Below are 25,941 nucleotides of genomic sequence, written 5' to 3'. Positions count from 1 at the left end.
GTGGAAGCGCTTATACCAGGATAAACACCCGCCTTGTACCCGGTTGTGGAAGGGACGAGGCTGCCGTCATCGACCATGACCGCCGAACGGGAGAACATCGCATGACCGGAAGCCATCACAGCGTCGTCGCCGACAGCTATGGCCCGCGCGCCGACAGCTACGTCACCAGCGCCGTCCACGCCGGCGGCGCCGACCTGGACCAGATCGAGGCCGCCCTGGCGGGCTGCGCCGACGCGCGTGTGCTGGATCTGGGCTGCGGCGGCGGCCATGTCAGCTACTGCGCCGCGCCCCATGTGGCTGAGGTCGTCGCGGTCGACCTGACGCCGGAGATGCTGGAGGCGGTGAGCCGCACCGCGGCCGAGCGTGGCCTGACCAACATCGTCCCGCGACAGGCGGCCGCCGAGTCCCTGCCCTTCGAGGCGGGCCGCTTCGACGTCGTGCTCTGCCGCTTCAGCGCCCACCATTGGCGCGAGTTCGAAACCGGGCTGCGCGAGGCGCGGCGGGTGCTGACCCCAAACGGCCGGGCGATCTTCATCGATTGCGTCGCCCCGGCGCCAGCCTTCCTCGACACCCACCTGCAGGTGGTGGAGGTGCTGCGCGATCCCTCCCACGTCCGCAACTTCACCGCGGCGGAGTGGATGGCGGCGCTGGCGCGCGCCGGCTTCGCCGTGACCGGGCTGACGCCGCGCCGCCTGCGCATGGAGTTCGCGGTGTGGACCGCGCGGACGCGGACACCGGACCTGCATGCCGAGGCGATCCGCTCGATCCAGCGGACCGCCTCGGCCGAAGTCCGGCGTTACTTCGACATCACCGACGACGGCAGCTTCCTGCTCGACACCCTGACGCTGGAAGCCGCCGCGGCCTGAGAGCGGTCAGCAGGCCGCCGCCACCGCCGCCGCGCGGTCGCGGCGGTCCAGCGCGCCGCTCGCCAGCGTCAGCACCAGCCCGCCCAGCACGAACAGCCCGCCGACCCACGGCGTGGCGCCAAGGCCGAGCGGCGAGGACACCACCTGCCCGCCGAAGAAGGCGCCGGCGGCGATGCCCAGGTTGAACGCCGCGATGTTCAGCGCCGACGCGACGTCGACCGCCCCCGGTGCGTGGCGCTGCGCCAGTTGGACGACGTAGAGCTGGAGGCCCGGCACGTTGGCGAAGGCCAGGGCGCCCATGCCGGCCAGCGTGACCAGCGCCGGGATCTTCGAATCGGCGGTGAAGGTGAAAACGATCAGGACCAGCGCCTGGAGGGCGAACAGCCAGGCCAGCGCCCGCACCGGCCGGCGGTTGGCCACCCGGCCGCCGACGACGTTGCCGACCGCGATGGCGGCGCCGTACAGCACCAGCACCAGGCTGACGGTGGCGCTGGAGAATCCGGTGATCGTCTCCAGGATCGGCGCCAGGAAGGTGAAGGCGACGAAGGTCCCGCCATAGCCGAGCGCGGTGATGGCGAAGGCCAGCAGCAGGCGCGGCTTGGCCAGCACGCCGAACTGGGCGCCCAGCCCGGCCGCCGCCGGCTGGCTGAGCCGCGCCGGCACCAGCGCCGCCACCCCCAGCGCACCAACGATGCCCAGCGCCGACACCGCCAGGAAGGTGGCGCGCCAGCCGAATGTTTGGCCGATCCAGGTGCCCATCGGCACGCCGGTGACGATGGCGATGGTCAGGCCGGAGAACATCATGGCGATGGCGGAGGCGCGCTTGTCCTCCGGCACCAGATCGGCGGCGATGGTCGAACCGACCGAGAAGAAGACGCCGTGGGCGAACGCGCTGAGCACCCGGGCGACCAGCAGCGTCTCGTAATTGGGGCTGACGCCGGCCAGCAGGTTGCCGGCGATGAAGACGCCCATCAGGCCGAGCAGCAGCGGCTTGCGCCGCATCCGCCCGGTCAGGGCGGTCAGCACCGGGGCGCCGAAGGTGACGCCCAGGGCATAGACGCTGACCACCAGGCCCGCCAGCGGCAGGCTGACGTTCAGGTCGGACGCGACGGTGGGCAGAAGACCGACGACGACGAATTCCGTCGTCCCGATCGCGTAGGCGCTGATCGCCAGCGCCAGCAGTGCGAGAGGCATATCCAGGCTCCATTCCTGCGGACTGTGCAGGCGACGACATGTGCGTCATAAGGTCTGGAACGGGAATGCCCAGCGTGTTCCCATGATTGTGTCATTCAATGACAAGGCGGAGACGGGTGACGGCATGAGCGATCCACGGGCCTGGGAGATGCGGGTGTTCCTGCGAGTGGCGTCACGCGGCAGCTTCAGCGCCGCCGGGCGCGATGTCGGCATGACGCCGTCCTCGACCGCTAAGCTGGTCAGCCGGTTGGAGGAGCGGCTGGGCGTGCGGCTGGTCGAGCGCTCCACCCGCCGACTGCGCCTGACGGCGGAGGGCGAACTGTACCGCGAGCGGGCGGAGACCCTGCTGGCGGAGATGGACGCGCTGGATGCGGAGATCGCCGGCGGGGCGCGGGCGCCAACCGGGCTGATCCGCATCAACGCCTCGGTCCCATTCGGGCATCACTGCCTGCTGCCGCTGCTGCCGGAGTTCCTGGCCGCGCATCCCGGCATCACGCTGGACGCGACAATGACCGACGAAGTGGTCGACCTCTACGCCGCGCGGGTCGACATCGCCTTTCGCGCCGGCCCCTTGAGCGATTCGGCGCTGCTGGCCCAGCGGCTGGGCGAGGTACGGCGGCGGATCGTCGCCTCCCCAGACTATCTGGAGCGCAAGGGGGTGCCGCTGACCGCCGCCGATCTGGAATCGCACGATTGCCTGGGTTTCAACTTCCGCCGTGCCGCTGCGGTCTGGCCCCTGAAATCCGGCGGGCGCCTGATCGACCGCGAGGTCTTCACCCGCGTGCTGGCCAACAACGGCGAGACGGTGCGCCACATGGCGCTGCTCGGGCTTGGGCTGGCCCGGCTCGCCGAGTATCACGTCCGCGACGACCTGCGGGACGGGCGTCTGGTGACGGTGCTGGATGATGCGTTGGCCGACACCGAGGACATCCACGCGGTCTACACCGGCCGCGACCGCGCCCCGCGCCGGGTCCGCGCCTTCCTGGACTTCATGACCCCCCGCCTGCGCGCCCGGCTGGCGGGGTGAGGCCGTCCGCATGACAAAAGGCCAACCAAAAAAATCGGCCGGATGACGGGCATCCGGCCGATCTTCAGACCAATTCTCGAACCGACCGGCTCAACGCCACGGTCAGAACGGGATCTCGTCGTCGAGGTCCTCGTGACGGGGCGGAGCGCCGCCACCGCTGCGGCCACCGCCGCCGGACGACGAGCCACCGCCATAGCCACCGCCGCCGCCGCTGCCACCGCGCGACTCGTAACCACCACCGCTGCCGCCGCCGCTGAAGCCGCCACCGGCGCCTTCTTCACGGGCGCCGCCGGTGAAGTCGATTTCCGCAACGCGGACCGACAGGCCGGCGCCGCGGGTGCCGTCGCGCTTCTCATACTCGCGCAGCGTCACCTCGCCCGACACGACGACGCTCTTGCCCTTGGTCAGGTGCGGCGCCAGCGACTCGGCGCGACGGCCCCAGATCGAGCAGTCGACCCACTGGGTCGTCTTGCGCTCGCCAAAGCCAACGTCGTTGGCGACGCGGAAACCCAGCACCTTTTCGCCGCTCTGGGTGGTGCGCAATTCGCCGTCCGCGCCCAGGCGTCCCGTAAACGTCCAAACATTCATCGCTCGTTGCTCCTAAGCGCGAGTGTCCCAGCATCCATGCCGACCCGTCAGGATGCCCGGCGGAGGCACCCAGATGCCGAGGGTTCCCATTCGCAGGGCCGGCTTGTTCATGGCGACCATCCCCCCGGTCCCGCGCAACGAAGCACGCCGGACCGACGCCGGTCAACCGCCGTCGGAAATGCCCCGGCGACGCCGGACCCGACGCACTCGCCCCGTCGGTCCGCACCAGAACACTCCATGAACAAATATAGCAGAGGAACAGGCCGCAGGAAACCGATTCCTTCGGCTTAGCGCGTGGTGGAGGCCCGAGGATGAGCGGTCAGCGCAGACGACGGGCCGCCAGATCCAGCACCACCTTCAACTGGGCGTGCGAAAACGGCTTGTGCACCACGCCGAGCGGATAGGTTTCGGTGATACGGGCCAGCGTGCCGTGATCGCTGTTGCCCGACAGGTAGATGGAACGGATGCCGTGGTCCAGGTTCAGCCGACGGGCCGCGGCGATGCCGTCGCCACCGAGCCGCACATCCATCAACGCCAGATCGGGCCGCTCGCGCCCCACCAGTTCGGCCGCCTCCGCCGCGTTGCGGGCGACGCCGCAAACCGTGTGCCCCAAATCCGTGACCACGGCCGACAGCGCCTCGGCGGCCGGCACATCGTCCTCGACCACGATCAGGCGCAACGGCTGCCCGGGAAGGCGGCCGCGCGGAACGGTGCAGGCTCTGGCAGGGGCGTCGATCTTCAGCATCCGACCGACCTCAACAGTCACGTTGGTGTTTTGGTAAAAATCCATTTACCAATAGGCTATAGGTAATAGTGGTCACCCGAATTTGCAAGCGAATTCGCTTAGATACTGATCATTTTTGCGATCTGGTGCCGAAAAAGCGCAGCGACTCCGACACCCGCTCAGCGGCCGGCCGGCCCGAGCCAGTCGATCCCGCCGGGCGGGCGCGGGGTGCCGGACCCATTGCTGCGCACGGTGGCCGCCCGCGACGGCGGCGGGGCCGGGGCCGGTTCGCTGGCCAGCCAGGAGGCGGGGCGGCCCTCCACCGGCCGCTCCGGCGCCGGCTGGGTCGCCACCGGCCCAAGCGGTGCGGCAACAGGCGGTGGAGCGGGCCTGGCGGGAGGCGGCGTCATCGCAGCGGACATCGGGGCCGGCGGAACGGGTGCGGCCAGGACCGGGGCCGGCCGGACGGCGACACGGGCCGGCGGCTCCGGCGGCACGAGCGGCAGGGATTCGCCAAGATCGTCCGGCAGCGTGGTGCGCACCCGCGGGGCGTCGGCGGCCCCCAGCCAGGATGGCCGCTCATCGTCCGACAGCGGACCGGTGCGGGTGTCGAGCTGCCGCGCCTGTTCGCGAATCTCCAGCAGGGTCGTCACCGCCAGTTGCAGCAACGGCGCCAGGGCGACCGGGTCGGTCATCTCCTCGGCACCGAGCGCGGCGAAGCGGTCGCGCACCTGCTCCACCGCCAGTTCCACGCTGTCGCGCAGGGCGCCGGCCTCGTGGGCCAAGCGTTCCAGATCCTCGCGCAACGCCGAGATCTCGCACGCCTGCCGCAATTCGTGAAAGCCGATCCCGGCGCCCTCACCGGCTTTGGATGGTGACCGCCGGTCCCGCGACGAACCAAAATCGTGAGGCATCCTGCACTACCCCGGTTCCAAGCCCCTGCACTGCAAACCACCACAGGCGAACGGCGGTTCCAACAGCGACGTCGACGCGAGGCACGGGAGGGACGCCGAAGTCGCGGCGCGTCGCAATCCGCGCCCCCGGTCCGGGACCGATGTTTAGCGCCGTTGAAGTCGTTTGGAAACCGTTTGCGCGTGTCGGCCGCTTGTACTATTTTTTCGGCCCCGGGGGAAAGGATTCCTTGTGATCCGACGCCTGGGCGGCCCCCCGCCGCCATTTCATCTTGCCGGAATACCATACGGTGTCGATCGACCGCTCGGAACTTGAACGGCTCCTTGCCGATCGCCCGGCTGGCAACCGCAGCGCCATGCAGGCGGTGCGCGAAAGCTATGCCGACATCGGCCTGATGCGCGAACGCGGCCTGTCCTGGGCCGAAATCTCCGATCTGCTGGCGAAGCTGGGCGTCACCGCCCGCGACAACCAGCCGATCTCGGCCGTGACCCTGCGGTCCGCCTTCTTCCTGGTCGGGAACGAGGGGCGGGAGCACGCCGCCGAACCTGTCCACGGCCACGCCGCGACGCCCGCGGAAACCCTGGCCGCCGTGCACGAGGCCGCGCTGGCCGTCGGCCGCCCCGACGCCGGGGAACCGGCGGCGGCGGAGGCCGCGCCGGAGCCGGAGCCGGAGCCGGAGCCGGAGCAACCCGCCGTCTCCGAACCGGAGGCACGGGCGGAGGTCGAGCCGGAGGAGAGCGTGCCCATTGACGGGATTGTCCCGGACGTCGCCGCCGGACCGGTGCCGGTGCCGGTGCCCGAACCGGACCAGGCATCCCCTCCCCCGCCCGCCGAGCCGGTCCCCGATTCTGTGGCCCGCGATCCCGTGAACGACAGGGCGGCCGACAAGGCGACCGACACGGCGGCGTCCATCGACCCCATTCCCAAGCCCGAACCGGCACCCGCAGCGGCCGCGCAAAGCCCCCGCTCCGTGATGTCCCACGACGAAACAACAAACGTACACTGGAAAGGCGATCGCATGCTGGGCACGATCTTCGTCCTCAATGACCGCGGCGGCGTCGGCAAGACGCTGCTGTCCCATCACCTGATGGCCACCGCCATGCTCGAAGGCCTGCAGTTGAAGGTGGTCGAATACGAGGTGAACGAGCGTCTCGCCCGCCTGTTCGGCCCGGATCTGGTCGAACATCGCCGCATCACCCAGGATTTCATGAACATGATGGGGTCGGGCGACGGCTTCTACGAGTTCTGGGATCTGATCGGGCCGGAGCTGCAGCGCGGCGGCCGCCTGTATGACTTCGGCGGCAACATCTCGCAGTGGTTCTTCAACTGGGCCGAGGTGTCGGGCTTCGACTATTACGTCGGCGACGGCGAACGGCTGACCTTCATGGTGCCGGTGACCGTCGACCTCGCCTCGCTGTCGACCGGCATGGCGACGCTGGAGCGGGTGGCGACCATTGCCCCGAAGGCCAAGCGCGTCCTGGTGGAGAACGGCTTCTCCGGCCCGTTCTCGCAGCTGGAGGACAGCCAGTACGCCCGCCGCAAGGCCGAGATGGTGGAGCGCGAGGGGGTGCAGGTCATCTCCATGCCGCCCTGCACCGCCCCGGCCTGGGCCCGCCTGACCGGCCACCGGCTGGACCAGGTGGCGACGATGACCCGCGAGGATCTGGTAAAGCTGGGCATGACGCCGCCGGTGGCCTCGCGCTCGCTCATCATCATCCACGAGTGGCTGCGCAACATGCGGTTGGCGCTGTCGCCCTACCTGCACGACGCCCTCCGCCCGACCCAGCCGGCCACCAAGTCCAGCCGCTGATACGAGTTGGATGAGACAAGGGGCGCCCGGCCGATCCGGCAGGGCGCCCCTTTTTCATGCGCGCGTTCAGGCGGCGGCGGTGCGGGAGGCCGGGGCGGCGTTGTAGAGGTCATCCTTGACCGGTGTCACCGACCGCACCTGATAACCCGGACGGGCGCTGAACCGCCGGTTGGCGCGTTCGGCCGCCTCGCGGTCCGATTCCGCCCACACCAGATACTCGCGCCCGCGCGCCCAGTCGACGGCCAGCGGGTGGGTGGCGTCGATCTCGCCGATCTGTTGGTTGACCACGGTGACCAGCCATTCCTTGTCGCCCGGGTTGCGGCGGTCGGTCAGGATCAGGATCTGCGGCCGACGCTTGGCCTGGGCCTCGGTCAGGCGCTGCTGGACCTCGGACTGTTTGCGGCGCAGTTCAACGATCTCGCGCGCCAACTCGTCCATTTCGCCGTGCAGCGTTTCCTCTTCCCGGTGCAGGCGGTGGATGGTGGCGTCCAGCTTGTCGAGCGTTCCCCGCACGCCGCGCACCCGCTGGCGGGCCTGCGACACCCGCTGCTCGACCGACAGCAGCACGTTGCCGAGCCAGGCGCCGATGGCGATGATCGCCAGGACGATGATGAAGTTCACCATCATGCGCCGGCACCCATCTTCATGCCGGAACCGGCCGTCGCCGGGGCGGCGGGGCGGCCACCCTTGCGCGCGTCGCCGCGCATGAACGACTTCTCGAAGCCCATTTTGAAGGGGAAGGCGACGTCGACCATCTGCTTGGCCTCGTCGAAGCTGGAGGCCCAGACCTCCGCCACGTTGGCGCAGCGCCAGATCGGGTTGACCGCCACCCTCTCCCCGTTCGCCCGGGCGGCGGAGGACGCCTTTTCCTGGGTGACCGTGGCGACGAACTTCATCAGGCCGGCCTGCGGGTCGCCCACCTCGTGGACGAACAGCGGCGGCTGGCTTGCCAGTTCCCGGATCAGCTTTTCCGCCTTGCGGATGTCGCTTTCCAGCCGGTTGCGGTCCGACGACTGGCTGTTCCGGCGCTGGACCAGATGGTTGACGCGGTTCTGCAACTCGTGCGCCTCGGCGTGCAGCACATAGACCCGGTTCTCGATCTGCTCCAGGCCGCTGCTCTTTTCCAGGATGTTCGGCAGGAAATCCTTGAGCATCATGGCCACCGGGACGGCGGCCAGCATGATGATGACGATGGCGATCAGGAACAGCGTGGTGTTCGACATCCGCCCGTCCCCTGCTCCTCCCGAACCCGGTGGCGCCGCCACCCGCCGGATGCGGTGGCGGCCGCGCCGGCGCTGACCTACGAGGATCGACGAACAATCCGAGGCCGTCAACGAATCGTCACAGGATGGATCGAATTTCGTCAGAAGCGAGGACTGGCCGCCCCCGTCAACCGGCGGCAAGCTCCGCCACCCACCGCACCGCGTCGCGCACCGGCCCCGGCCGGCGCTCGTCGGCCAGCGTGGTGAACCAGTGGTCCGGCGGGTTGCGGCCGGCGGCGCGCGACCAGGTCAGCGCCCGCAGCACCACTTCCGCCGCCGCCGTCGGCGGCACCGCCGGGTCGATGCCGTTCAACACCGCCCAGATCCCGGCCCAGCAGCGCCCGACCGACCACGGATTGTAGCCGCCGCCGCCCACCACCAGCGCCCGTGGCGCCAGCGGCAGCAGCGCCGCCACCGCGTCCCACAGCGCGCGGTTGGACAGCTCCAGCCGGCTCAGCGGATCCTCGGCCAGCGCGTCGGCGCCGGTCTGGATCACCATCGCCTGCGGCCGGAAGGCACAGGCGAGCGGCAGGACCGCCGCCGCCATCACATGCTCCATCTCGCTGTCGTTGAAGCCCGGCGGCACCGGCAGGTTGCGCGCCATGCCGCCGGCGCGATCGTCCGCCTTGCCGGTGTAGGGCCAGCGGCCATCCTCGTGGATCGAGACGGTCAGCACCCGTTCGTCGTCGGCGAAAGCCGCCTCCACCCCGTCGCCATGGTGGGCGTCGAGGTCGACGTACAGCACCCGCTCCAGCCCGTGGTCGAGCAGCTCCAAGATGCCCAGCACCGGCGCGTTGAAATAGCAGAAGCCGCTGGCGCGGTCGGGGCGGGCGTGGTGGGTGCCGCTGGCCGGGGCGTAGACGATCCCGGCCGGGCGATCGGCCAGCAGCCGCGCCGCCTGCAGCGCCGATCCGGAACTGGCCGCCGGTCGCCGGTACATCTCGGCGAACACCGGGTTCTCCAGCTTGCCGAGGTTGTGGCGGGCCGCCGTCGCCTCGTCGACGCGCTGTTCCGCCTCGGCCCGCTTCAGGGCGGCGATGTAATCGGCGGTGTGGAAGCGCGCCAGCTCCGCCTCGCTCGCCACATGGGTGTCGAGATAGACCTCCTCCGGCAGCCAGCCCATGGCGCGGCTGAGGTCGATGGCGGTCGAGACGCGGGGAATCGCCAGCGGATGCTTCGGGCCATAGGTGGAACCGCGGTAGATCTCGCCGCCGATGAACAGGGGGGTACGGGCCGAAATGGTGTGGGTCAGGGACGTGCTCTCCATCATGCCCGCCAGAAACTAGGGGTGCGGACGCTATGGTCAAGCCAGCCGTGCCATCCCGCAGGATGGCAGGCCCGACCGGCGACGCTTGCGGTCACGGATGATCCGCGCCTATAGTCGCCGCCTTCACTGGGGGGAGCCGATGGGCGGCTGAGAGGTCCCGGTACGGGACGACCCCTGGAACCTGATCCGGTTCATGCCGGCGTAGGGATCAGTGATGGCCGCGCGCGCCCGTTCCCCCTCCATCCACCGCCTGTGTGTGCGATGACCCCGCTGGCGGTCACCATCGACAGCGCGCGCCTGACCTACGGCGGGACGCTGCTGTTCGCCGACCTGACGCTGGACCTTCCGGCGGGGCGGACCACCTGCCTGCTGGGGCCGAGCGGCGTCGGCAAGACCACTCTGCTGCGCATCCTCGCCGGCTTGGCCGAGCCGGAGCCGCCGACCGTCGTCGTCACCGGCGACGGGCTGCCGCTGGCCGGCCGCATCGCCTACATGGCGCAGCAGGATCTTCTGCTGCCCTGGCTGACCGTGCTGGACAATGTGCTGCTGGGCGACCGGCTGCGCCACCGCCGGCCCGACGCCGCCCGGGTGGAGCGTGCCCGCGCCCTGTTGGACCGCGTCGGCCTGTCGGGCCGCGAGCGCGACCGACCGGCCGCCCTGTCCGGCGGGCAGCGCCAACGCGTGGCGCTGGCCCGCACCCTGATGGAGGACAAGCCGCTGGTCCTGATGGACGAGCCCTTCTCGGCGCTTGACGCACTGACCCGGCTGCGGCTGCAGGACACCGCGGCGGAAACGCTGGCCGGCCGCACCGTCCTGATGGTCACCCACGATCCGCTGGAGGCGCTGCGCATCGGCGACCGCCTGCATGTGATGACTGGCCGGCCCGCCACCATGGGTCCGGCGCTGACGCCGCCCGGCCCGGTGCCGCGCCGCGTCGACGATCCCGCCCTGCTGGCGCTCCAGGCGGAGCTGTTGCGGAGGCTCGGGGAATGAAGGCGCTGCTGCGCGGCGCGATCACGCTGGTGGTTCTGGCCGCCGGCTGGCAGGCGCTGGTGTCGGTCACCGGCCTGCCCCGCTATCTGCTGCCCGGCCCGCTGGCGGTGGCCGACGCGATGGTCCGGCAGGCGCCGCTGCTGTGGACGCACGGGCTGACCACGCTGGCCGAAATCGTGATCGGGCTGGTCGCCGGGGTGGCGCTGGGAGCGGTCAGCGCGCTGACGTTGGCGCGCTTCCGCACGGCGCGGCGTTGGCTGATGCCGCTGCTGCTGGTCAGCCAGGCCATTCCGGTCTTCGCGCTGGCGCCGCTGCTGGTGCTGTGGCTGGGCTATGGCATGCTGTCCAAGATCGCCATGGCGGTGCTGGTGATCTATTTCCCGGTGACGACCGCCCTGTTCGACGGGCTGCGCCGCACCGATCCGGGCTGGCTCGACCTCGCCCGCACCATGGGCGCCTCCCCCGCCGCCATCCTATGGACGATCCGTCTGCCGGCCGCCCTGCCCGCCTTCTGGTCCGGGGTGCGGGTCGCCGCCGCGGTGGCGCCGATCGGCGCGGTGATCGGCGAGTGGGTCGGCTCCTCCTCCGGTCTCGGCTACCTGATGCTGCACGCCAACGCCCGCATGCAGATCGACCTGCTGTTCGCCGCCGTGCTGGTGCTGGGGCTGTTCGCGGTGGCGCTCTACGCCGCCGTCGACGCGCTGGCCCGCTGGGCGCTGCCCTGGCAACCCGACACGCAACCCACCGACGATGCCGTTCCGTAAGAAGGGGATGTTCCCGATGAAGCACCTGTTCACCGCCGGCCTGATGGCCGCCAGCCTTCTGACAGCATGGCCCGCCGCCGCGCAGGACAAGCTGACCGTCATGCTGGACTGGTTCGTGAACCCGGACCACGCGCCGCTGGTCGTCGCCCAGGAAAAGGGCTTCTTCAAGGACGCCGGGCTGGAGGTGACGCTGACCGCCCCGGCCGATCCCAACGACCCGCCCAAGCTGGTCGCCGCCGGCGGCGCCGACATCGCCGTGTCCTACCAGCCGCAGCTGATCCTTCAGGTGTCGGAGGGGCTGCCGCTGGTCCGCATCGGCACGCTGGTGTCCACCCCCCTGAACTCCCTGGTCGTGCTGCGCGACGGGCCGGTGAAGACGCTGAAGGACCTGAAGGGCCGCAAGGTCGGCTATTCCATCGCCGGGTTCGAGGACGCGCTGCTGGGCGCCATGCTGGAAAAGCAGGGGCTCAGCCTGAAGGATGTCGAGTTGGTCAACGTCAACTTCTCGCTGTCGCCGTCGCTGCTGTCGGGGCAGGTCGACGCGGTGATCGGCGCCTTCCGGAACTTCGAGCTGAACCAGATGGCGATCGAACAGCACCCCGGCCGCGCCTTCTACCCCGAGGAGGAGGGCGTCCCGCCCTATGACGAGCTGATCCTGGAGGCGCGCAAGGACAAGGCCAACGACCCGCGCTTCAAGCGCTTCCTGGCGGCGGTGGAGCGCGCGACGCTCTACATCCTCAACCACCCGGAAGAGGCGCAGGCTGCCTTCGTCAAGGACCGGCCGGAGCTGAACGACGAGCTGAACCGCCGGGCCTGGGCCGACACCCTGCCCCGCTTCGCCCACAGCCCGGCGGCGCTGGACGCCGAGCGCTACAGCCGCTTCGCCGAGTTCCTGAAGGCGCGCGGCCTGATCAAGACGGTGGAGCCGGTCGACCATTACGCCGTTGTCGTCAAGTAACCGGCCCGGGCGGCGTCGCTTGCGGCGTTGCCATCCGGCCCGGCGGGGCGTTACCTAGTGGCAACCGCTCCGCCGCAGCACCCCGACCGGGGTCGCGCGCCAGGAGCATCCGGCGACGAAGAGCCAGACCAACGGGAGAGCGAGGGCATGCCGATCAAGACCATCCTGCTGCACATGGCCAACGACGATGCCCACGCCGGCCGGCTTGCCGTTGCGGCGGCGCTGGCCAAGCGTTTCTCCGCCCATGTCCAGGTGCTCTACATCGCCACGCCGGTGTCGATGCCGGCGGGCGCGACCGGCCGCGCCGCCTCCTACGGCTTCATGGCGGAGGCGACGGCCATCGCCCATGAGAACGCCGAGAAGGTGGAGCAGGAGGTCCGTGCCGCCCTGGACGGCTTGCCCTACGACTGGGCGGTCGAAGAGGGCGACCATGTCGAGCTGCTGGCCGAACGGGCCTCCTACGCCGACCTGGTCATCGTCGCGCAGTCGGCCGCGGTGCGGGCGGGGGAGCGGATCTCGCTGCACCACATCCCCGACCGGCTGCCGCTGGAGACCGCCACGCCGGTGCTGGTCCTGCCACCGGCCCAACCGGTCGGTGCGCCGATCGGCCGCCATGCGCTGATCGCCTGGAAGAACAGCCGGGAATCGGCCCGCGCGGTCCGCGCCGCCATGCCCTTCCTGGAAACGGCGGAGAGCGTCACCGTCGTCACCGTGGAGCCGCTCGGCCAGCGCACCAACGACGCGGCGGCGCTGTCCGACTGGCTGCACCGCCATGGCATCGCCGCCCGGCCGCAGTCGGTCATCGGCTCCGCCGGCGAGGTCGGCGACACGATCCTGTCCTGCTGCGCCGACCAGGGCGCCGACCTGCTGGTGATGGGCGCCTACGGCCACTCCCGCCTGCGCGAGCTGGTGCTGGGCGGCGCCACCCGCAAGGTGCTGGAAGGTCTGGCCCTGCCGGCGCTGATGGCGCACTGAGCGCGACCTTCGGCACCCCGCCGGCGCCTCACCCGAACAGTTGGTCCCGCAGCGCCCGCCAGCTCACCGCATCGGGCGCCAGCAGGATGCTGCCATTGAGCAGCCCCGGTCCATAGGGCGTGCCGTCGATCAGCGCCGCATGGCCGCCGGCCTCCGCGTGCAGCAGCACGCCGGCGGCATGGTCCCACGGCATCAGCCGATGATAGAGGGAGTAGTGCGCCCGGCCTTCCAGCAGCCGCAGATACTCCTGCGCCGCGCTGGACAGGCAGACCCGCTCGCCGAGCGCCGCGCCGCGCTGTTCCAGTTGCCGACCCATCGCCTCACCGCAGAAGCGGGTGGACAGGGCGCCGACCATGTCCGGCAGCGGCACCGCCGGGGCGACCTGGACGCGCCGGCCGTCGAGCCACGCCCCCTGCCCCTTCACGGCGGTCGCCATCCGCCCGTCGACCGGATCGTGGATCCAGCCCGCCACCGTCTCGCCACGATGCGCCAGGGCGACGATCACCGCGAACATCGCACGCCCCTGGGCGAAGTTGATGGTGCCGTCGACCGGGTCGATGATCCACACCGGCTCGTCGCCGTGGATGCGGTCGAGCACGCGCTCGTCCTCCGACGCCGCCTCCTCGCCGATCACCCGGCTGCCGGGCAGCAGCGCCGACAGCGCCGGGGTCAGCGCCCGTTCGGCGGCCTCGTCCGCCAGCGTGACGAGGTCGGTCGGACCGGTCTTCTGCCGGATGCCGGAGGCGTCGAGCTTGCGGAAATAGGGCATGATCTCGCTGCGGGCGACCGCGCGGATCAGGTCGGACACCTGTTCGACGTCGTGAAGGCCGAGGTCTGGAAGGGAGAGGCCCGTCATGGTGGACTGCTCGCGGTGATGAAAGGTCGCTGGCATCTTGCCTGCGGACCGGCTGGCAGGCCACCGCAAGATGGTTTAATGATCGCGAGGATATACAACCGAATTGGTCGCGGCCCCCATGCACCACCCTGCGCAACCCGTCCTGCATCCCTGGCAGCAGGTCACCGTCGGCAGCGGATTGATGCTGCACGCGCCGCTGAGCGTCACCGCCGACCCGGTGCCGCTTCAGCGGGAGTTCGCCGCGCTCGACGCGGAATGGCCCGCCGATCAGCGGTTGATGTTGGCCGACGACGGCAGTTGGTCGTCGATCTGTCTGGTCGAACGGCGCCTGCAGGGATCCGACGGCTGCTTCCGGGAAGGCGTCGCCACACCGGCCTTGCAGACGATGCCGAGCGCGCGCCGGCTGCTGGAGGCGCTGGGTTGCCGCGTCCTGGGCTGCGACCTCCACCGTCAGGCGCCGGGCGGCTTCCTGCGCTGGCATTTCGACAACCAGGCGCTGCACCTGCCCGAGGCGCGGCTGATCGTGCCGGTCCTGGCGCCGCCGGGCGCGTTGACGCTGATCGGCGACGGTGCCGCCGCCTATCCGCCGGGCGTTGTGTGGACGGGCGACTTCACCTTTCCCCATCAGGTGGAAAACGCCCCCGAATCCCAGCGGATCGTCCTGCTGGTCGACATCGCCAGCGACGACCACGCCCGCAGCCTCGCCCCCGCGGCGCTGAGCAGCGACGTGGCACGCCGGTATGACTTGTCGCAGCGCGCCATGACCGCCTTCCAGTATCGGAGCATGGCGCCGGCCTGACCCCTGCCCCCTCCGGACCTCAGCGCTTCGACGGGGGCTTGGCGGGCATGCTGTCGAGTTTCAGGGTCGGGTCGCCGCCGGCCGGGTTGGTCAGCAGCACCTTGTCGCCCAACCCGCTGTCCTTCAGCGCCTTCGACAGCGCGTCTAGGGTCGCCCGATCGGCCGCGGCGGCCGCTGCCTCCTTGCCGGGATCGGGCGGCCGGGGCGGCACCGGGCCGCCCTGCGCCGGTTCGCGCGGCGCCCTCGGGTCGGGGGGCGCCGGCGGCGCCGGGCCGGCGGTGTCCTTTTCCGGTTCGGGCGGCGCGGGTGGTGGGGGGGGCGGCTGCCACAGGCGGAAACAGTCGGTGAAGACCGGCTGCTTGCATTCCTTCAGCAGTTCCACCGCGTCGGGCGCCACGATCACCGGTTCGTCGGGAGCCACCGGCAGCGGCTCCGGCGGTGGCGGAAGCGGGTCTTCGGGCGGTACCTCCGGTTCCTCGACATAGCCGGGCGGCAGCGGCGCACCGGGCGGCAGAGGTTCGGCCCACGCCATCGGCACGGCAGCAAACGCCAACAGAACCGGCAACGCCCGCCACACGGTGGAGACGCGGTCGGTTCTGGTCAGGATGGGCAACGGGACGGGACGGAACACGACGAAACCGCGACGATGGCGAACGGACCCATTATGGCCTGCCACCGCCCACGCCGTCACCCATCAACAACCCCGCTTGCGTCATGCCGCGGCGCGGTGGGTCGGTCCGCGGCCGGTTCCGTCGGTGAAACGGCCGCGCGGCCGGCTGTCGCCATAGCCCCACGCCGTCAGTTCAAGGCAGATGGCGGCGATCTTCGCCGCTTCGTCGGCGTTCGGTTCCCGTTCGGCGGCCGCGGTGATCAGCCGCATCAGGGTGGCCCGTCCTTCGGGAGTTCGCGACAGTTCCTGCAGGCGCAAAAGCGCCGCGCCGGGCGGAAGCTTCTCCTGTCGGGCCACCAGCGCAACCTGATCGGCGAGGAAAGCCGTGATCGAAAAGCACGATGGGTCGGTTTGCAACCGCATTGGCAGTCCTCCTCCTGGGAGCGCCCTTGCTCCGTTGTCATCATCGGAGCCCCAGGAGGAAATGACCACGCCGCATTCGTCTTAAGACCGGAGTGGGGTGCAACAGGTCATAGCCTATGGTTGCACCCCATACCCTTCGGCGAGGTCCGCCTTACGGCGTCGTCGGCGGCGGACCGGGCGGGTCCGACGGCAGTTCGGAGGACGGCTGGAACCGCTTTTCGAACCGTGCGAGGTCGGCGGGATCGATGGACACCTGCAGGTGCGCCCTCTCCTCGTCGTCGCGGCGTTCCAGCACCTCACCCTTGGCATAGAGCCAGGCGAGCGCTGCGCCGTCCTCCAGGTCCACCTCCAGGTCGACAACCTGCCGGTGCACGTTCATCCGCTGGTCCAGCAGGCGGTCGAGGTCGTCGATGCCCTCGCCGGACAGGGCCGACACCGCCACCGCCCGCGGGTTGCGCGCGGTCTGGGTCAGGATCGCCGCGCGGCTGTCGCCGTCCAGCGCGTCGATCTTGTTCAGCACCTCGATCACCCGGTCGTCGGTCTCCGGGTCGATGCCCATGCCGGACAGCACCTCATGGACGTCGGCCTTCTGGGCGTCGCTGTCGATGTGGGCGATGTCGCGGACATGCAGGATGATGTCGGCGGCGTCCACCTCCTCCAGCGTGGCGCGGAAGGCGGCGACGAGGCCGTGCGGCAGGTCGGAGATGAAACCCACCGTGTCCGACAGGATCACCTTGCGCCCCGACGGCAGCGTCACCTGCCGCATGGTGGGGTCGAGCGTGGCGAACAGCAGGTTCTGGGCAAAGACGTCGGCGTTGGCCAGCCGGTTGAACAGCGTGGACTTGCCGGCGTTGGTGTAGCCGACCAGCGCCACCACCGGATAAGGCACCTTGGCGCGCGCCTTTCGGTGCAGGCCGCGGGTGCGCCGGACATCCTCCAGCTCCTTCTTGATCTTGATGATGCGGTCGCCGATCAGACGCCGGTCAAGCTCAAGCTGGGATTCACCGGGGCCACCGAGGAAACCGAAACCGCCGCGCTGACGCTCCAGGTGGGTCCAGGACCGCACCAGCCGCGATTTCTGGTAGGTCAGCGACGCCAGCTCGACCTGGAGCATGCCTTCCCGCGTGCGGGCGCGGGCACCGAAGATCTCCAGGATCAGGCCGGTGCGGTCGATGACCTTCGCCTTCAGCGCCCGTTCCAGGTTGCGCTGCTGCACCGGCGACAGACCATGGTCGATGATGACGAGGGAAACCTCGTTCTCCTCCACGATCTCCGCCAGATGCTCCACCGTGCCGGAGCCGAGCAAGGTCGAAGGCTGCGGGCGGTTCACCTTGGCGCTTTCGGCGTGGACGACGTCCAGCTCGATCGCCTGGGCAAGACCGACCGCCTCCTCAAGCCGGGATTCGGGAGGACGCATGTCCCCGTCCGCCTCGCTGCGGAGGACGGGGTGGACCACGATGGCCCGCGCGGCGCCCTGGGGGGCCCCGCCGTCGCCATTGGTCAAGGGATCAGACGCTTTCACCTTCCTTGGGCGGCTCGAACAGTTGAATGGGATGCGCGGGCATGACCGTCGAGATCGCGTGCTTGTACACAAGCTGAGAGTGCGCGTCGCGACGCAGAAGAACCGAGAAGTTGTCGAACCAAGTGATGATACCCTGGAGTTTCACGCCGTTCACGAGAAAGACGGTTACGGGAGTCTTGTTCTTGCGGACGTGATTGAGAAACACGTCCTGCACGTTCTGGCTTTTTTCAGACATTTAACATGCCCCCTTCTTCAATGTTCTTGGGACCCCTTGTCTTAGGCGGTCCGCTCCCCGTTTACGGTGAAGGTTTGGTGCGCGTGGGTACCGTCTCGACAACCGTGTTGAGGGATATGGTATCACCATCGCCGCCAACCAAGCCATACACGACGCTGTGCAGGGCCGAGCAGTCGGCGTGACGATGGGCGGGGGGAAAGCGGTCGAAGCCGCTCCCCTCGCCGAGCCCTATTAGCACCGGAACGAGCCCGGCGCCATGGGCGCATTCCATGTCGATGTCGGCATCGCCGAGAAACCAGACGTCCGGCCCCGGTTCCAGCCCCGCCGGTTCCAGCGCCATCCGCACCGGGGCGAGGTGCGGTTTATCAAATTCCGCGTCCTGGGCGCCGACCAGCCGGCCGAAATAGCCGGTCCAGCCCAGCGCCTCGGCCTCCGCCCGCAGGAACGTGCCGTTCTTGTTGGACACGACCGCCTGATAGACGCCGCGCTCGTGGAAATGGCGCAGCAGCGCCCCGGCGCCGGGCAACGGCTTCAACCCGTCCAGGTGATGCGCCGCGAAATAGCCGTAGAACAGGTCGCGCGCTTCGGTCCAGCGCTCGCCGAAGATGCGTGGGAAGCTGTCGCGCAACGACGCCTTGATGCGCTCCCGCGCCTCCTCGGCGCTCCACGGGTCAAGGCCGAACGACACCAGCGCGTGGTTCAGCGCCTCGCGCACGGTGTCCCAGTTGCTGACCAGGGTGTTGTCCCAGTCGTAGATGACGGCGCGCGGCAGGGTGATGGGGGCGGACAAGAGGATGCTCCGGTGAAGTCGCGGGATCGCGGTCTGCAGTTCAGCAGCCGATCACCCGAATGGTGCCCGTCGAGGCGGCATAGTCATGAATCAGTCGGTCCCGGGTCATCAGGGGAATGCCGAATTCACGGGCGGTGGCGATCAGCATCCGGTCGGCAGGGTCGTTGTGCAGCGGCTCCGGCAAACTCGACGCGCCGAGCGCCGCCTCGACGGACAACGGTATGCAGCGCAGCCCGGCACCAGCGAGGAAGCGCTGCATCCAGGTGGACGGCTCCAGATCCAGGCGAATCCGACCCTTGCGAGCCAGCGTCCCAATTTCCCACGCCGAAACGGTGGAGATCAGAACTCCGCCTGCCCCCCTCTCCTCTTCGACCCGGTCGCGGGCCGCGGATGTGATCTCGATCCCGGCGTCGAGCCAGAGTATCGCGTGGGTATCGAGAAGGATCATGCCGCGGTCACCGATGAAGGATCCCACGTTCTGCATCGAAGACATCGTCTTCGAATGTCGGTTGTGTCAGGTCGTAGTCCCCCACCACCATTGCGGACCCCGGATGGGCGCCGAACAGCGGCGGCAATTCCCGGTCGGGCGGATTCAACTCTGCAACCGGCCGGCCATGGCGGGTCACCACGATCTTGGCAACCCGGCGATCTTCCAGATCATCGAAGAGCGACAGGCATTTCGCCTTGAACTCCGTCACGCTGACGGTCACCACCGGCAAGCCCATCTTGACCTCCAAAGAAATGGTCATTCTTATATGACCATTTCTGCGCCGGGATGCAAGCCGCCGCTCACTCGATGAACATCTTCCCCTTCTCGCTGCCATGCACGCCGAGCGACTTCAGCTTGCGGTGCAGGGCGGAGCGTTCCATGCCGACGAAGGACGCGGTGCGCGAGATGTTGCCGCCGAAGCGGGTGACCTGGGCCAACAGATACTCGCGTTCGAACACCTCGCGCGCCTCGCGCAGCGGCAAGCCCATGATCTCGCCGCCCTTGTCCCATTTCAGCACGGTGGGGGTGATGGCGCCGATCTCCGGCGGCAAGGTGTCGGCGCGGATCGGCTCCTTCGGGTCGCCCTGGGCCATGATCAGCAGCCAGTCGACGACGTTGCGGAGCTGGCGGACGTTGCCCGGCCAGTCATAGGCCTGGAGCGCCGCCATTGCGTCCTCGCCGAACTCGCGGATCGGCAGGCCCGACGCCTCGGCGGAACGCTGCATGAAGTGGCGGGCCAGAACCGGGATGTCCTCGCGCCGCTCGGCCAGCGACGGCACGCGGATCGGCACCACCGACAGGCGGTAGAACAGGTCCTGCCGGAAGCGGCCCTGCTCGATCTCCGCCTGCAGGTCGCGGTTGGAGGTGGCGATCACCCGGACGTCGACCTCGACGCGCTGGCCGCCGCCGACCCGCTCGAACACCTGCTCCTGCAGGGCCCGGACGATCTTGCCCTGGGTTTCCAGCGGCATGTCGGCGACCTCGTCCAGCAGCAGCGTGCCGCCGTGGGCCTGCTCGAAGGTGCCAATCTTGCGGCCGGGACCGTCGACGCCGGCCTCCGTGCCGAACAGTTCCATCTCCAGCCGCTCCGGCCGCATGGTGGCGCAGTTCAGCCCGACGAAGGGGCCGCCGGAGCGCCGCGAGCGGGCATGGATCATCCGGGCCACCACCTCCTTGCCGGCGCCGGCCGGGCCGGAGATCAGCACGCGGCTGCCGGTGGGGGCGACCTTGTCGATCGACTGCCGCACCTGGTTGATCGCCGATGACCGGCCGATCAGGTCGATGTCGCCGCCAGCCCGCAGCTTCAGTTCCTGGTTCTCGCGCTTCAGCCGCGCCGCCTCGATGGCGCGCTCCACCATCAGCAGCAGGCGGTCGGCCTTGAACGGCTTCTCGATGAAGTCGTAGGCGCCGACTTTGATCGCCTGCACCGCGGTTTCGATGTTGCCGTGGCCGGAGATCATGATGACCGGCAGGTTGCCGTGGTCCCGCATCAGCTGTTCCAGGATCTGCAGGCCGTCCAGCCGGCTGCCCTGGAGCCAGATGTCGAGCACGACGAGGCTGGGCCGGCGCGCCGCCACCTGGGCGAAGGCCTGATCGGCGTCGGCGGCCTCGCGGGTCTTGATGCCTTCGTCGTTCAGAATGCCGGCGATCAGCATCCGGATATCGGCTTCGTCGTCGACGATCAGAATATCATGCGCCATGGGCTTCGTGCCTCATCTCTCCGCCGGTCTCCGCCGGCCTGTCGTCACGGCCGCCCGCGTCCGCGCCTGCGTCCGCCACGGTCGCAACCGGGTGTGGAATGACCAGGATCACGCGCGCCCCGGGTCCGCCGTCGCGGTCCTCCAGGGTCAGCACGCCGCCATGGTCCTCCATGATCTTCTTGACGATGGCGAGCCCCAGGCCGGTGCCCTTGACCCGCGTCGTCACATAGGGTTCGGTCAGCCGGTCGCGCTGCTCGTCGGTGGGCAGGCCCTTGCCGTTGTCCTCGACGACGACCGTGACCTTCTCGCCATCATCCTCGACCGCGATCGACACCTCGCCGGGCGGCAGCTCCGTCCCGTCGGGCGCTGGCGCCCGCCCCTCGATGGCGTCCGCGGCGTTCTGCAGCAGGTTGGTCAGCGCCTGGGAAATCTGCCGGCTGTCACAGGCGACGGTCAGCGGGCCGCTGGGCAGTCGGGTGTCGAAATGGATCTTGGTGCTGTGCGCGCTCGACTGCAGGAACACCGCCTGACGCACCAGATCGTTGATGTTGCAGGGCTTCATCACCGGCTGCGGCATGCGCGCGAAGGCGGAGAATTCGTCGACCATGCGGCGGATGTCGTCGACCTGCCGGATGATGGTGTCGGTGCACATGGTGAAGACCTCCGTGTCGCTGGAGATCTCCTTCAGGTATTTGCGGCGCAGCCGTTCGGCCGACAGCTGGATCGGCGTCAGCGGGTTCTTGATCTCGTGGGCGATGCGCCGCGCCACGTCGGCCCAGGCGGCCTTGCGCTGCGCCGACACCAGTTCGGTGATGTCGTCGAAGGTCACCACATAGCCGCGCACGTCGCCGCCGCGCACCTCGGCCGCGATGCGAACCAGCAGGGTCAGCATCGGCCGGCCCGGACGGCGGATCTGGATCTGGTCCTGCACCACGCGGCCGGGCCGGCGCGGCGCGTTCTCCATCAGGTCGCCCATGTCGGGCAGCAGCTCGACCAGCGGCACGCCGACCAGCCGGTCGGGATCGTTCTCGCCCAGCAGCCGCGCCGCCGACAGGTTCGGCAGGTTGATGACGCCGTCGGCGTCCAGCCCCAGCACACCGGCCGACACGCCGGACAGCACCGTCTCGGTGAAGCGGCGCCGTTCGTCCAGCAGGCGGTTGGTCGACAGCAGCTCCCGCCGCTGGCCTTCGATCTCGGTGGTCATGCGGTTGAAGGCGCGGGACAGCAGGACGAACTCGTCCTCCCCCGGCGGCTCCGACACGCGGACGGTCAGGTCGCCGGCGCGCACCCGCTCCGCAGCGCCGATCAGCGCGCTGATCGGGCGGACCAGCCGGGTGGCGAAGTTCAGCCCAGCCCACACCGCCGCCAGCAGCAGCAGCATCGCCACCACCAGGAAGATCAGCGTGAAGGTGACCTGAAGGCTGCCGCGCTGGTTCTCCAGCGCGGTGTACTCCTTCACCGCCCCCTCGGCCGAGGCCATGTGCTGCAGCACCCGCGGTTCGACCATGCGGCCGACATAGAGGAAGGTGTCGGACACGCGGTCGAGGCTGACCAGAGCGCGCACCCGGTCGTCCGACTCGTTGACGATCAGCGCGACCTCGCCGTTGCGGGCCTGCTGCAGCTTGTCTTCCGGGATCGGGTCGAATTCGAGGGTGAAGGTGTAGCCGGAGCGCGCGACGATCGCCCCGGTGGAGCCGTTGAAGACGATCGCCTCCGACAGCGCGCGCAGCATCGCCTGGGTGGCGACGATCTGCTCGAAGCGCTGGCGATCGCTCGACAGCCGCGCCTCCTGCGACAGGTCGTTGGCCATGGCCAGTGCGTCGGCGCGGATGTTCTGCTGATGCTCGTGCAGATAGGCGCTGGCGACCACCAGCGATTCGTTCACCGCCGTGCGCACCCGGTCGCTGAACCAGCTCTGCACCCCGACATAGAAGAACACGGTGGAGAAGACGGTCATGATGATGGCCGGGGCCACCGCCAGCACGCTGAACACCAGCACCAGCCGGGTGTGCAGCCGCGATCCCGCCAACCCGCGGCGCCGCCCGATCAGGATCGCCACGATGCGCCGGGCGATCAGCACGCCCAGCGTCAGCAGGATGGCAAGGTCGAGCGTCAGCAGCAGCGTGACGGTGCGCGGGTTGGCCTGACCGAACGGCGCGCTTTCGGTCATCGCCGCGTAGGTGGCGAAGCCGGCGGCGAGCGCCGCGATCGACAGGGCGAACGCCATCCGCTTGCCCAGGCCGACCCGCCGGGACCACAGGAGGAGTTTCTGCCACACAGGCGTCGGTCCGGGGGACGGACCGGGCGCGGGGCTCGATGTCGGGTTCTCAGAGGTCGAAGACATGGTCCGGCGCTAATCTGTTGCCGGAAAGATACACCTCTGTTGCGGCTCTGCCAAGCTGCAATGGCTCTGTCTTTCGGACAGGACGCTCTATGTCGAGCGATCGCGGCCCGATTGCACGATTGTCGCCCTGTCCGCCGCCCCCGGCGCCCGCGCCAAAGCTGTGTCACAATTTTGGCACGGGCGGGTTGCGGAGCCCGGGTCGCCGCTACTTGATGCCGCGCATCACCTGGATGTCGAGGTCGCGGATCTTCTTGCGCAGGGTGTTGCGGTTCAGGCCCAGCAGTTGCGCCGCCTTGATCTGGTTGCCGCGCGTCGCCGACAGGCTGAGCGAGATCAGCGGCCGTTCGATCTCGCGCAACACGCGGTCGTACAGGCCGTTCGACGGCATGCCGTCCTTGTGGGCGGCGAAATAGTCCTTCAGGTGGCGCTCGACCGCCGAGGACAGCCCTTCGCCCTGCGGTTCCTCCACCGGCTGGGCCGCCGGGGTGGCGTCGGCCAGCTCGGCCTCCACCACGTCGATGCCGATGACCTCCTGCGAGTAGAGCGCGGCGAGGCGGCGGACCAAGTTCTCCAGCTCGCGGACGTTGCCGGGCCAGCGGTAGCGCTTCAGCCGGTCCATCGCCGCCTGGTCGATGCTCTTGGCCGGAAGCCCCTGGCTGATCCCGAGGTTGAGGAAGTGGCGGACCAGCAGCGGGATGTCTTCCGTCCGCTCGCGCAGCGGCGGCAGGCGGATCGGCACGACGCACAGCCGGTAGAACAGATCCTCGCGGAACAGGCCCTGGCGGATCAGGGTGCGCAGGTCACGGTGGGTGGCGGCGATGATGCGCACGTCGGTCTTGATGGCGGTGCGGCCGCCGACCGTCGTGTATTCGCCCTCCTGCAGGACGCGCAGCAGCCGGGTCTGGGCGTCGAGCGGCATGTCGCCGATCTCGTCCAGGAACAGGGTGCCGCCCTGCGCCTGCTCGAACCGGCCGGTCGACCGGTTGGTTGCGCCGGTGAAGGCGCCCTTCTCATGGCCGAACAGCTCGGACTCGATCAGCTCGCGCGGGATGGCCGCCATGTTGATGGCGACGAAGGCGCCGTTGCGCCGCTTGCCGTAGTCGTGCAGCGCGCGGGCGACCAACTCCTTGCCGGTGCCGGACTCGCCGGTGATCATCACCGTCAGGTCGGTGCCCATCAGACGGGCCAGCACCCGGTAGATTTCCTGCATCGCCGGCGACCGGCCGATCAGCGGAAGCTGCTCCTCACCCTCCATGTCGCCGCCGGGCATGGCGGCGGGCGGGTTGTTGGTGTTCAGCGCCCGCTCGACCACCGACATCAGCTCCTTCAGGTCGAAGGGCTTCGGCAGATACTCGAAGGCGCCGCGCTCCGCCGCCTTGACGGCGGTGATCAGCGTGTTCTGCGCGCTCATCACGATGACGCGCAGCTCGGGCCGCAGCTTCTTGATGCGCGGGATCAGGTCCAGGCCGTTCTCGTCCGGCATCACCACGTCGGTGATGACCAGATCCCCCTGCCCGTCGGCCACCCAACGCCACAGCGTGGCGGCGTTGCCGGTGGTGCGCACCTCGTGCCCGAGGCGGGCGAGCGCTTGCGTCAGGACGGTGCGGATGGCGCGATCGTCATCCGCGATCAGAATGGTCGCCGCGCTCATCAACGACTCCCTCGGCCGCCTCTGGTCAGCGGGCCGGTTTCGGCACTCTTCGAACCATCGAATTTCGAATCATCGTACATCGGCAGCGACACCTTGAAGACGGTTCGGCGAGGCTGGCTGTCGAACTCGATGGTTCCGCCATGGTCGCCGATGAGTTTCGCCACCAATGCAAGACCAAGGCCAGTCCCGTTCACCTTGCTGGTCACGAAGGGATCGAACAGGTTCGACTGGAGATCTTCCGGAATGCCGTCGCCGTTATCCTGCACCGACACCAGCAACGGCAGATGCTGCCGCACGTCGCCGCCCGGCAGCGCCATGCGCACACCATGCTGGTAGGAGGTGATCAGCGTGATCTCGCCGCCCGATTCCGGTGCAGCCTCTGCCGCATTTTTCACCAGATTCAGGAAAACCTGCACAAGTTGGTCGCGATTGCCATAAACAGGAGGCAGCGACGGGTCGTAGCGCTCGACAAAGCGTATTTTTCGGGCAAAGCCGCTCTGGGCGACCTTCCGCACATGCTCCAGCACCGTGTGGATGTTCACCGCCGCCCGCTCCAGCGGCCGTTCATCGGAGAACACCTCCATCCGGTTGACCAGCGCGACGATACGGTCGGCCTCGTCGCAGATCAACCGGGTCAGCACCCGGTCCTGCTCGTCAGCATTCTCTTCCAGCAACTGCGCCGCACCGCGGATGCCCGACAGCGGGTTCTTCACCTCGTGCGCCAGCATCGCCGCCATCGCGGTGACCGAACGGGCGGCATGGCGATGGGTCAGCGAATTGTCGATCTTGCGGGCCAGCGACCGCTCGTGGATGGTCAGCACCACATGGTCCGGTGGATCGCCCATCGCCGCGACCTGGACCGTGACGTGGTGCGGGCCGATGCGCGGGGTGTCGATGATGACCCCGTCCTGCGACACCCGGCGGCTGCCGCGGCGCACCTGCTCGATCAGCCCCATCACCGGGCTGTCGGGCGGCAGCAGGTCGGGCAGCGGCATGCCTTCCATGGCGTTGGCCGACAGGTCGAAGAACTCCTGCCCCTCCAGGTTGACGAAGCGGATCTCGCCGTCGCCATCGACCACGAGCACCGGATCGGGCAGGCTGTTCAGCACCACCAGGGCCTCCAGCCGGGGCGACCGCGCGCCGCCGGACCGGGGCCGGCCGCGTTGGGTCGGGGCGGTCAT

27 protein-coding genes and 1 riboswitch are annotated in these 25,941 nt (G+C 69.3%); of the genes, 8 read left to right on the top strand and 19 right to left on the bottom strand.

Translation table 11 applies throughout. The features are described from left to right. Nucleotides 1-101: 101 nt before the first annotated feature. Nucleotides 102-866 carry a class I SAM-dependent methyltransferase gene (locus tag TSO352_RS17240; protein WP_109108549.1) on the top strand — a complete coding sequence of 255 codons (765 nt, stop codon included), beginning with the start codon at nucleotides 102-104 and terminating at the stop codon, nucleotides 864-866. A gap of 6 nt (nucleotides 867-872) precedes the next feature. Here TSO352_RS17240 and TSO352_RS17235 read toward each other — a convergent pair whose 3' ends face one another. Beyond that, a complete protein-coding gene (locus TSO352_RS17235; RefSeq protein ID WP_109108548.1) occupies nucleotides 873-2,060 on the bottom strand; it encodes an MFS transporter in 1,188 nt (395 codons plus the stop codon). Nucleotides 2,061-2,184: 124 nt separating this feature from the next. Here TSO352_RS17235 and TSO352_RS17230 point away from each other — a divergent pair, with 124 nt between their 5' ends. Continuing rightward, the gene (locus TSO352_RS17230; RefSeq protein ID WP_109110700.1) at nucleotides 2,185-3,087 is read left to right on the top strand and encodes a LysR family transcriptional regulator; all 903 of its coding nucleotides are present in this window, start codon (nucleotides 2,185-2,187) and stop codon (nucleotides 3,085-3,087) included. Between the two features lie 102 nt (nucleotides 3,088-3,189). Here the strand turns inward: TSO352_RS17230 and TSO352_RS17225 are convergent, their stop codons facing one another. From TSO352_RS17225 to TSO352_RS17215, 3 genes are all read right to left on the bottom strand, one after another. Next, nucleotides 3,190-3,675: a single-stranded DNA-binding protein gene (locus TSO352_RS17225; protein WP_109108547.1), complete on the bottom strand. Its 486-nt coding sequence runs from the start codon at nucleotides 3,673-3,675 to the stop codon at nucleotides 3,190-3,192. A gap of 319 nt (nucleotides 3,676-3,994) precedes the next feature. After that, entirely contained in the window at nucleotides 3,995-4,420 is a 426-nt protein-coding gene (locus TSO352_RS17220; RefSeq protein ID WP_109108546.1) for a response regulator, read from the bottom strand. Nucleotides 4,421-4,578: 158 nt separating this feature from the next. Continuing rightward, nucleotides 4,579-5,313, bottom strand: coding sequence for a hypothetical protein (locus TSO352_RS17215; RefSeq protein WP_247872215.1), 735 nt, complete (start codon nucleotides 5,311-5,313; stop codon nucleotides 4,579-4,581). Nucleotides 5,314-5,600: 287 nt separating this feature from the next. Here TSO352_RS17215 and TSO352_RS17210 point away from each other — a divergent pair, with 287 nt between their 5' ends. After that, nucleotides 5,601-7,121 (top strand): hypothetical protein, encoded by a 1,521-nt coding sequence (locus TSO352_RS17210; protein ID WP_109108544.1) that lies wholly within the window; start codon nucleotides 5,601-5,603, stop codon nucleotides 7,119-7,121. A 66-nt stretch (nucleotides 7,122-7,187) separates the two neighbouring features. Here the strand turns inward: TSO352_RS17210 and TSO352_RS17205 are convergent, their stop codons facing one another. The 3 genes from TSO352_RS17205 to TSO352_RS17195 all read right to left on the bottom strand — a co-directional run bounded on the left by TSO352_RS17205 (nucleotide 7,188) and on the right by TSO352_RS17195 (nucleotide 9,650). After that, nucleotides 7,188-7,748: a hypothetical protein gene (locus TSO352_RS17205; RefSeq protein WP_109108543.1), complete on the bottom strand. Its 561-nt coding sequence runs from the start codon at nucleotides 7,746-7,748 to the stop codon at nucleotides 7,188-7,190. Then, nucleotides 7,745-8,344 (bottom strand): hypothetical protein, encoded by a 600-nt coding sequence (locus tag TSO352_RS17200; RefSeq protein ID WP_109108542.1) that lies wholly within the window; start codon nucleotides 8,342-8,344, stop codon nucleotides 7,745-7,747. Before TSO352_RS17200 ends, TSO352_RS17205 begins: the two co-directional genes overlap by 4 nt. Before the next feature lie 166 nt (nucleotides 8,345-8,510). After that, nucleotides 8,511-9,650, bottom strand: a complete 1,140-nt coding sequence (locus tag TSO352_RS17195; RefSeq protein ID WP_109110699.1) for an acetoin utilization protein AcuC — start codon at nucleotides 9,648-9,650, stop codon at nucleotides 8,511-8,513. Nucleotides 9,651-9,769: 119 nt separating this feature from the next. After that, a riboswitch (TPP riboswitch) is annotated at nucleotides 9,770-9,876 on the top strand. A 35-nt stretch (nucleotides 9,877-9,911) separates the two neighbouring features. Here TSO352_RS17195 and TSO352_RS17190 point away from each other — a divergent pair. The 4 genes from TSO352_RS17190 (at nucleotide 9,912) to TSO352_RS17175 (ending at nucleotide 13,340) form a co-directional block, all read left to right on the top strand. Further along, a complete protein-coding gene (locus TSO352_RS17190; RefSeq protein ID WP_109108541.1) occupies nucleotides 9,912-10,643 on the top strand; it encodes an ABC transporter ATP-binding protein in 732 nt (243 codons plus the stop codon). Further along, the gene (locus TSO352_RS17185; protein WP_109108540.1) at nucleotides 10,640-11,407 is read left to right on the top strand and encodes an ABC transporter permease; all 768 of its coding nucleotides are present in this window, start codon (nucleotides 10,640-10,642) and stop codon (nucleotides 11,405-11,407) included. The genes TSO352_RS17190 and TSO352_RS17185 overlap by 4 nt, the downstream gene beginning before the upstream one ends. Before the next feature lie 16 nt (nucleotides 11,408-11,423). Beyond that, the gene (locus TSO352_RS17180; RefSeq protein ID WP_109110698.1) at nucleotides 11,424-12,365 is read left to right on the top strand and encodes an ABC transporter substrate-binding protein; all 942 of its coding nucleotides are present in this window, start codon (nucleotides 11,424-11,426) and stop codon (nucleotides 12,363-12,365) included. A gap of 147 nt (nucleotides 12,366-12,512) precedes the next feature. After that, complete coding sequence (locus TSO352_RS17175; protein WP_109108539.1) at nucleotides 12,513-13,340, top strand: universal stress protein; 828 nt, start codon at nucleotides 12,513-12,515, stop codon at nucleotides 13,338-13,340. Between the two features lie 28 nt (nucleotides 13,341-13,368). Here TSO352_RS17175 and TSO352_RS17170 read toward each other — a convergent pair whose 3' ends face one another. Next, complete coding sequence (locus tag TSO352_RS17170) at nucleotides 13,369-14,196, bottom strand: inositol monophosphatase family protein (protein WP_109108538.1); 828 nt, start codon at nucleotides 14,194-14,196, stop codon at nucleotides 13,369-13,371. A gap of 118 nt (nucleotides 14,197-14,314) precedes the next feature. On the opposite strand from TSO352_RS17170, the gene TSO352_RS17165 reads away from it, so the two are divergent. Continuing rightward, entirely contained in the window at nucleotides 14,315-14,995 is a 681-nt protein-coding gene (locus TSO352_RS17165; protein ID WP_109108537.1) for an aspartyl/asparaginyl beta-hydroxylase domain-containing protein, read from the top strand. A 19-nt stretch (nucleotides 14,996-15,014) separates the two neighbouring features. Here the strand turns inward: TSO352_RS17165 and TSO352_RS17160 are convergent, their stop codons facing one another. The 11 genes from TSO352_RS17160 to TSO352_RS17110 all read right to left on the bottom strand — a co-directional run bounded on the left by TSO352_RS17160 (nucleotide 15,015) and on the right by TSO352_RS17110 (nucleotide 25,941). Next, nucleotides 15,015-15,626: a hypothetical protein gene (locus tag TSO352_RS17160; protein WP_247872214.1), complete on the bottom strand. Its 612-nt coding sequence runs from the start codon at nucleotides 15,624-15,626 to the stop codon at nucleotides 15,015-15,017. Between the two features lie 81 nt (nucleotides 15,627-15,707). Further along, nucleotides 15,708-16,028, bottom strand: coding sequence for a hypothetical protein (locus TSO352_RS17155; RefSeq protein WP_247872213.1), 321 nt, complete (start codon nucleotides 16,026-16,028; stop codon nucleotides 15,708-15,710). 151 nt (nucleotides 16,029-16,179) lie between these two features. Then, entirely contained in the window at nucleotides 16,180-17,484 is a 1,305-nt protein-coding gene (hflX, locus tag TSO352_RS17150; protein ID WP_109110697.1) for a GTPase HflX, read from the bottom strand. Between the two features lie 52 nt (nucleotides 17,485-17,536). Then, nucleotides 17,537-17,785, bottom strand: a complete 249-nt coding sequence (hfq, locus tag TSO352_RS17145; protein WP_012974114.1) for an RNA chaperone Hfq — start codon at nucleotides 17,783-17,785, stop codon at nucleotides 17,537-17,539. 61 nt (nucleotides 17,786-17,846) lie between these two features. Beyond that, entirely contained in the window at nucleotides 17,847-18,575 is a 729-nt protein-coding gene (locus TSO352_RS17140) for an HAD family hydrolase (RefSeq protein ID WP_109108535.1), read from the bottom strand. Nucleotides 18,576-18,615: 40 nt separating this feature from the next. Further along, nucleotides 18,616-19,059, bottom strand: coding sequence for a type II toxin-antitoxin system VapC family toxin (locus TSO352_RS17135; RefSeq protein WP_247872211.1), 444 nt, complete (start codon nucleotides 19,057-19,059; stop codon nucleotides 18,616-18,618). Beyond that, complete coding sequence (locus tag TSO352_RS17130; protein WP_247872210.1) at nucleotides 19,031-19,324, bottom strand: type II toxin-antitoxin system Phd/YefM family antitoxin; 294 nt, start codon at nucleotides 19,322-19,324, stop codon at nucleotides 19,031-19,033. The genes TSO352_RS17135 and TSO352_RS17130 overlap by 29 nt, the downstream gene beginning before the upstream one ends. A 40-nt stretch (nucleotides 19,325-19,364) precedes the next feature. Further along, nucleotides 19,365-20,765, bottom strand: coding sequence for a sigma-54 dependent transcriptional regulator (locus TSO352_RS17125; protein WP_109108533.1), 1,401 nt, complete (start codon nucleotides 20,763-20,765; stop codon nucleotides 19,365-19,367). Next, on the bottom strand, nucleotides 20,755-23,043 hold the full coding sequence (locus tag TSO352_RS17120; RefSeq protein ID WP_109108532.1) for a PAS domain-containing sensor histidine kinase: 2,289 nt from the start codon (nucleotides 23,041-23,043) through the stop codon (nucleotides 20,755-20,757). The genes TSO352_RS17125 and TSO352_RS17120 overlap by 11 nt, the downstream gene beginning before the upstream one ends. A 271-nt stretch (nucleotides 23,044-23,314) precedes the next feature. Next, complete coding sequence (gene ntrC, locus TSO352_RS17115; RefSeq protein WP_109108531.1) at nucleotides 23,315-24,760, bottom strand: nitrogen regulation protein NR(I); 1,446 nt, start codon at nucleotides 24,758-24,760, stop codon at nucleotides 23,315-23,317. Further along, nucleotides 24,760-25,941, bottom strand: a complete 1,182-nt coding sequence (locus tag TSO352_RS17110; protein ID WP_109108530.1) for an ATP-binding protein — start codon at nucleotides 25,939-25,941, stop codon at nucleotides 24,760-24,762. The genes ntrC and TSO352_RS17110 overlap by 1 nt, the downstream gene beginning before the upstream one ends.

Source organism: Azospirillum sp. TSO35-2, assembly GCF_003116095.1.
Classification (GTDB): domain Bacteria; phylum Pseudomonadota; class Alphaproteobacteria; order Azospirillales; family Azospirillaceae; genus Azospirillum.
Note: the sequence above shows the minus strand (reverse complement) of the source record. Positions and strands in the feature narration are given on the sequence as shown.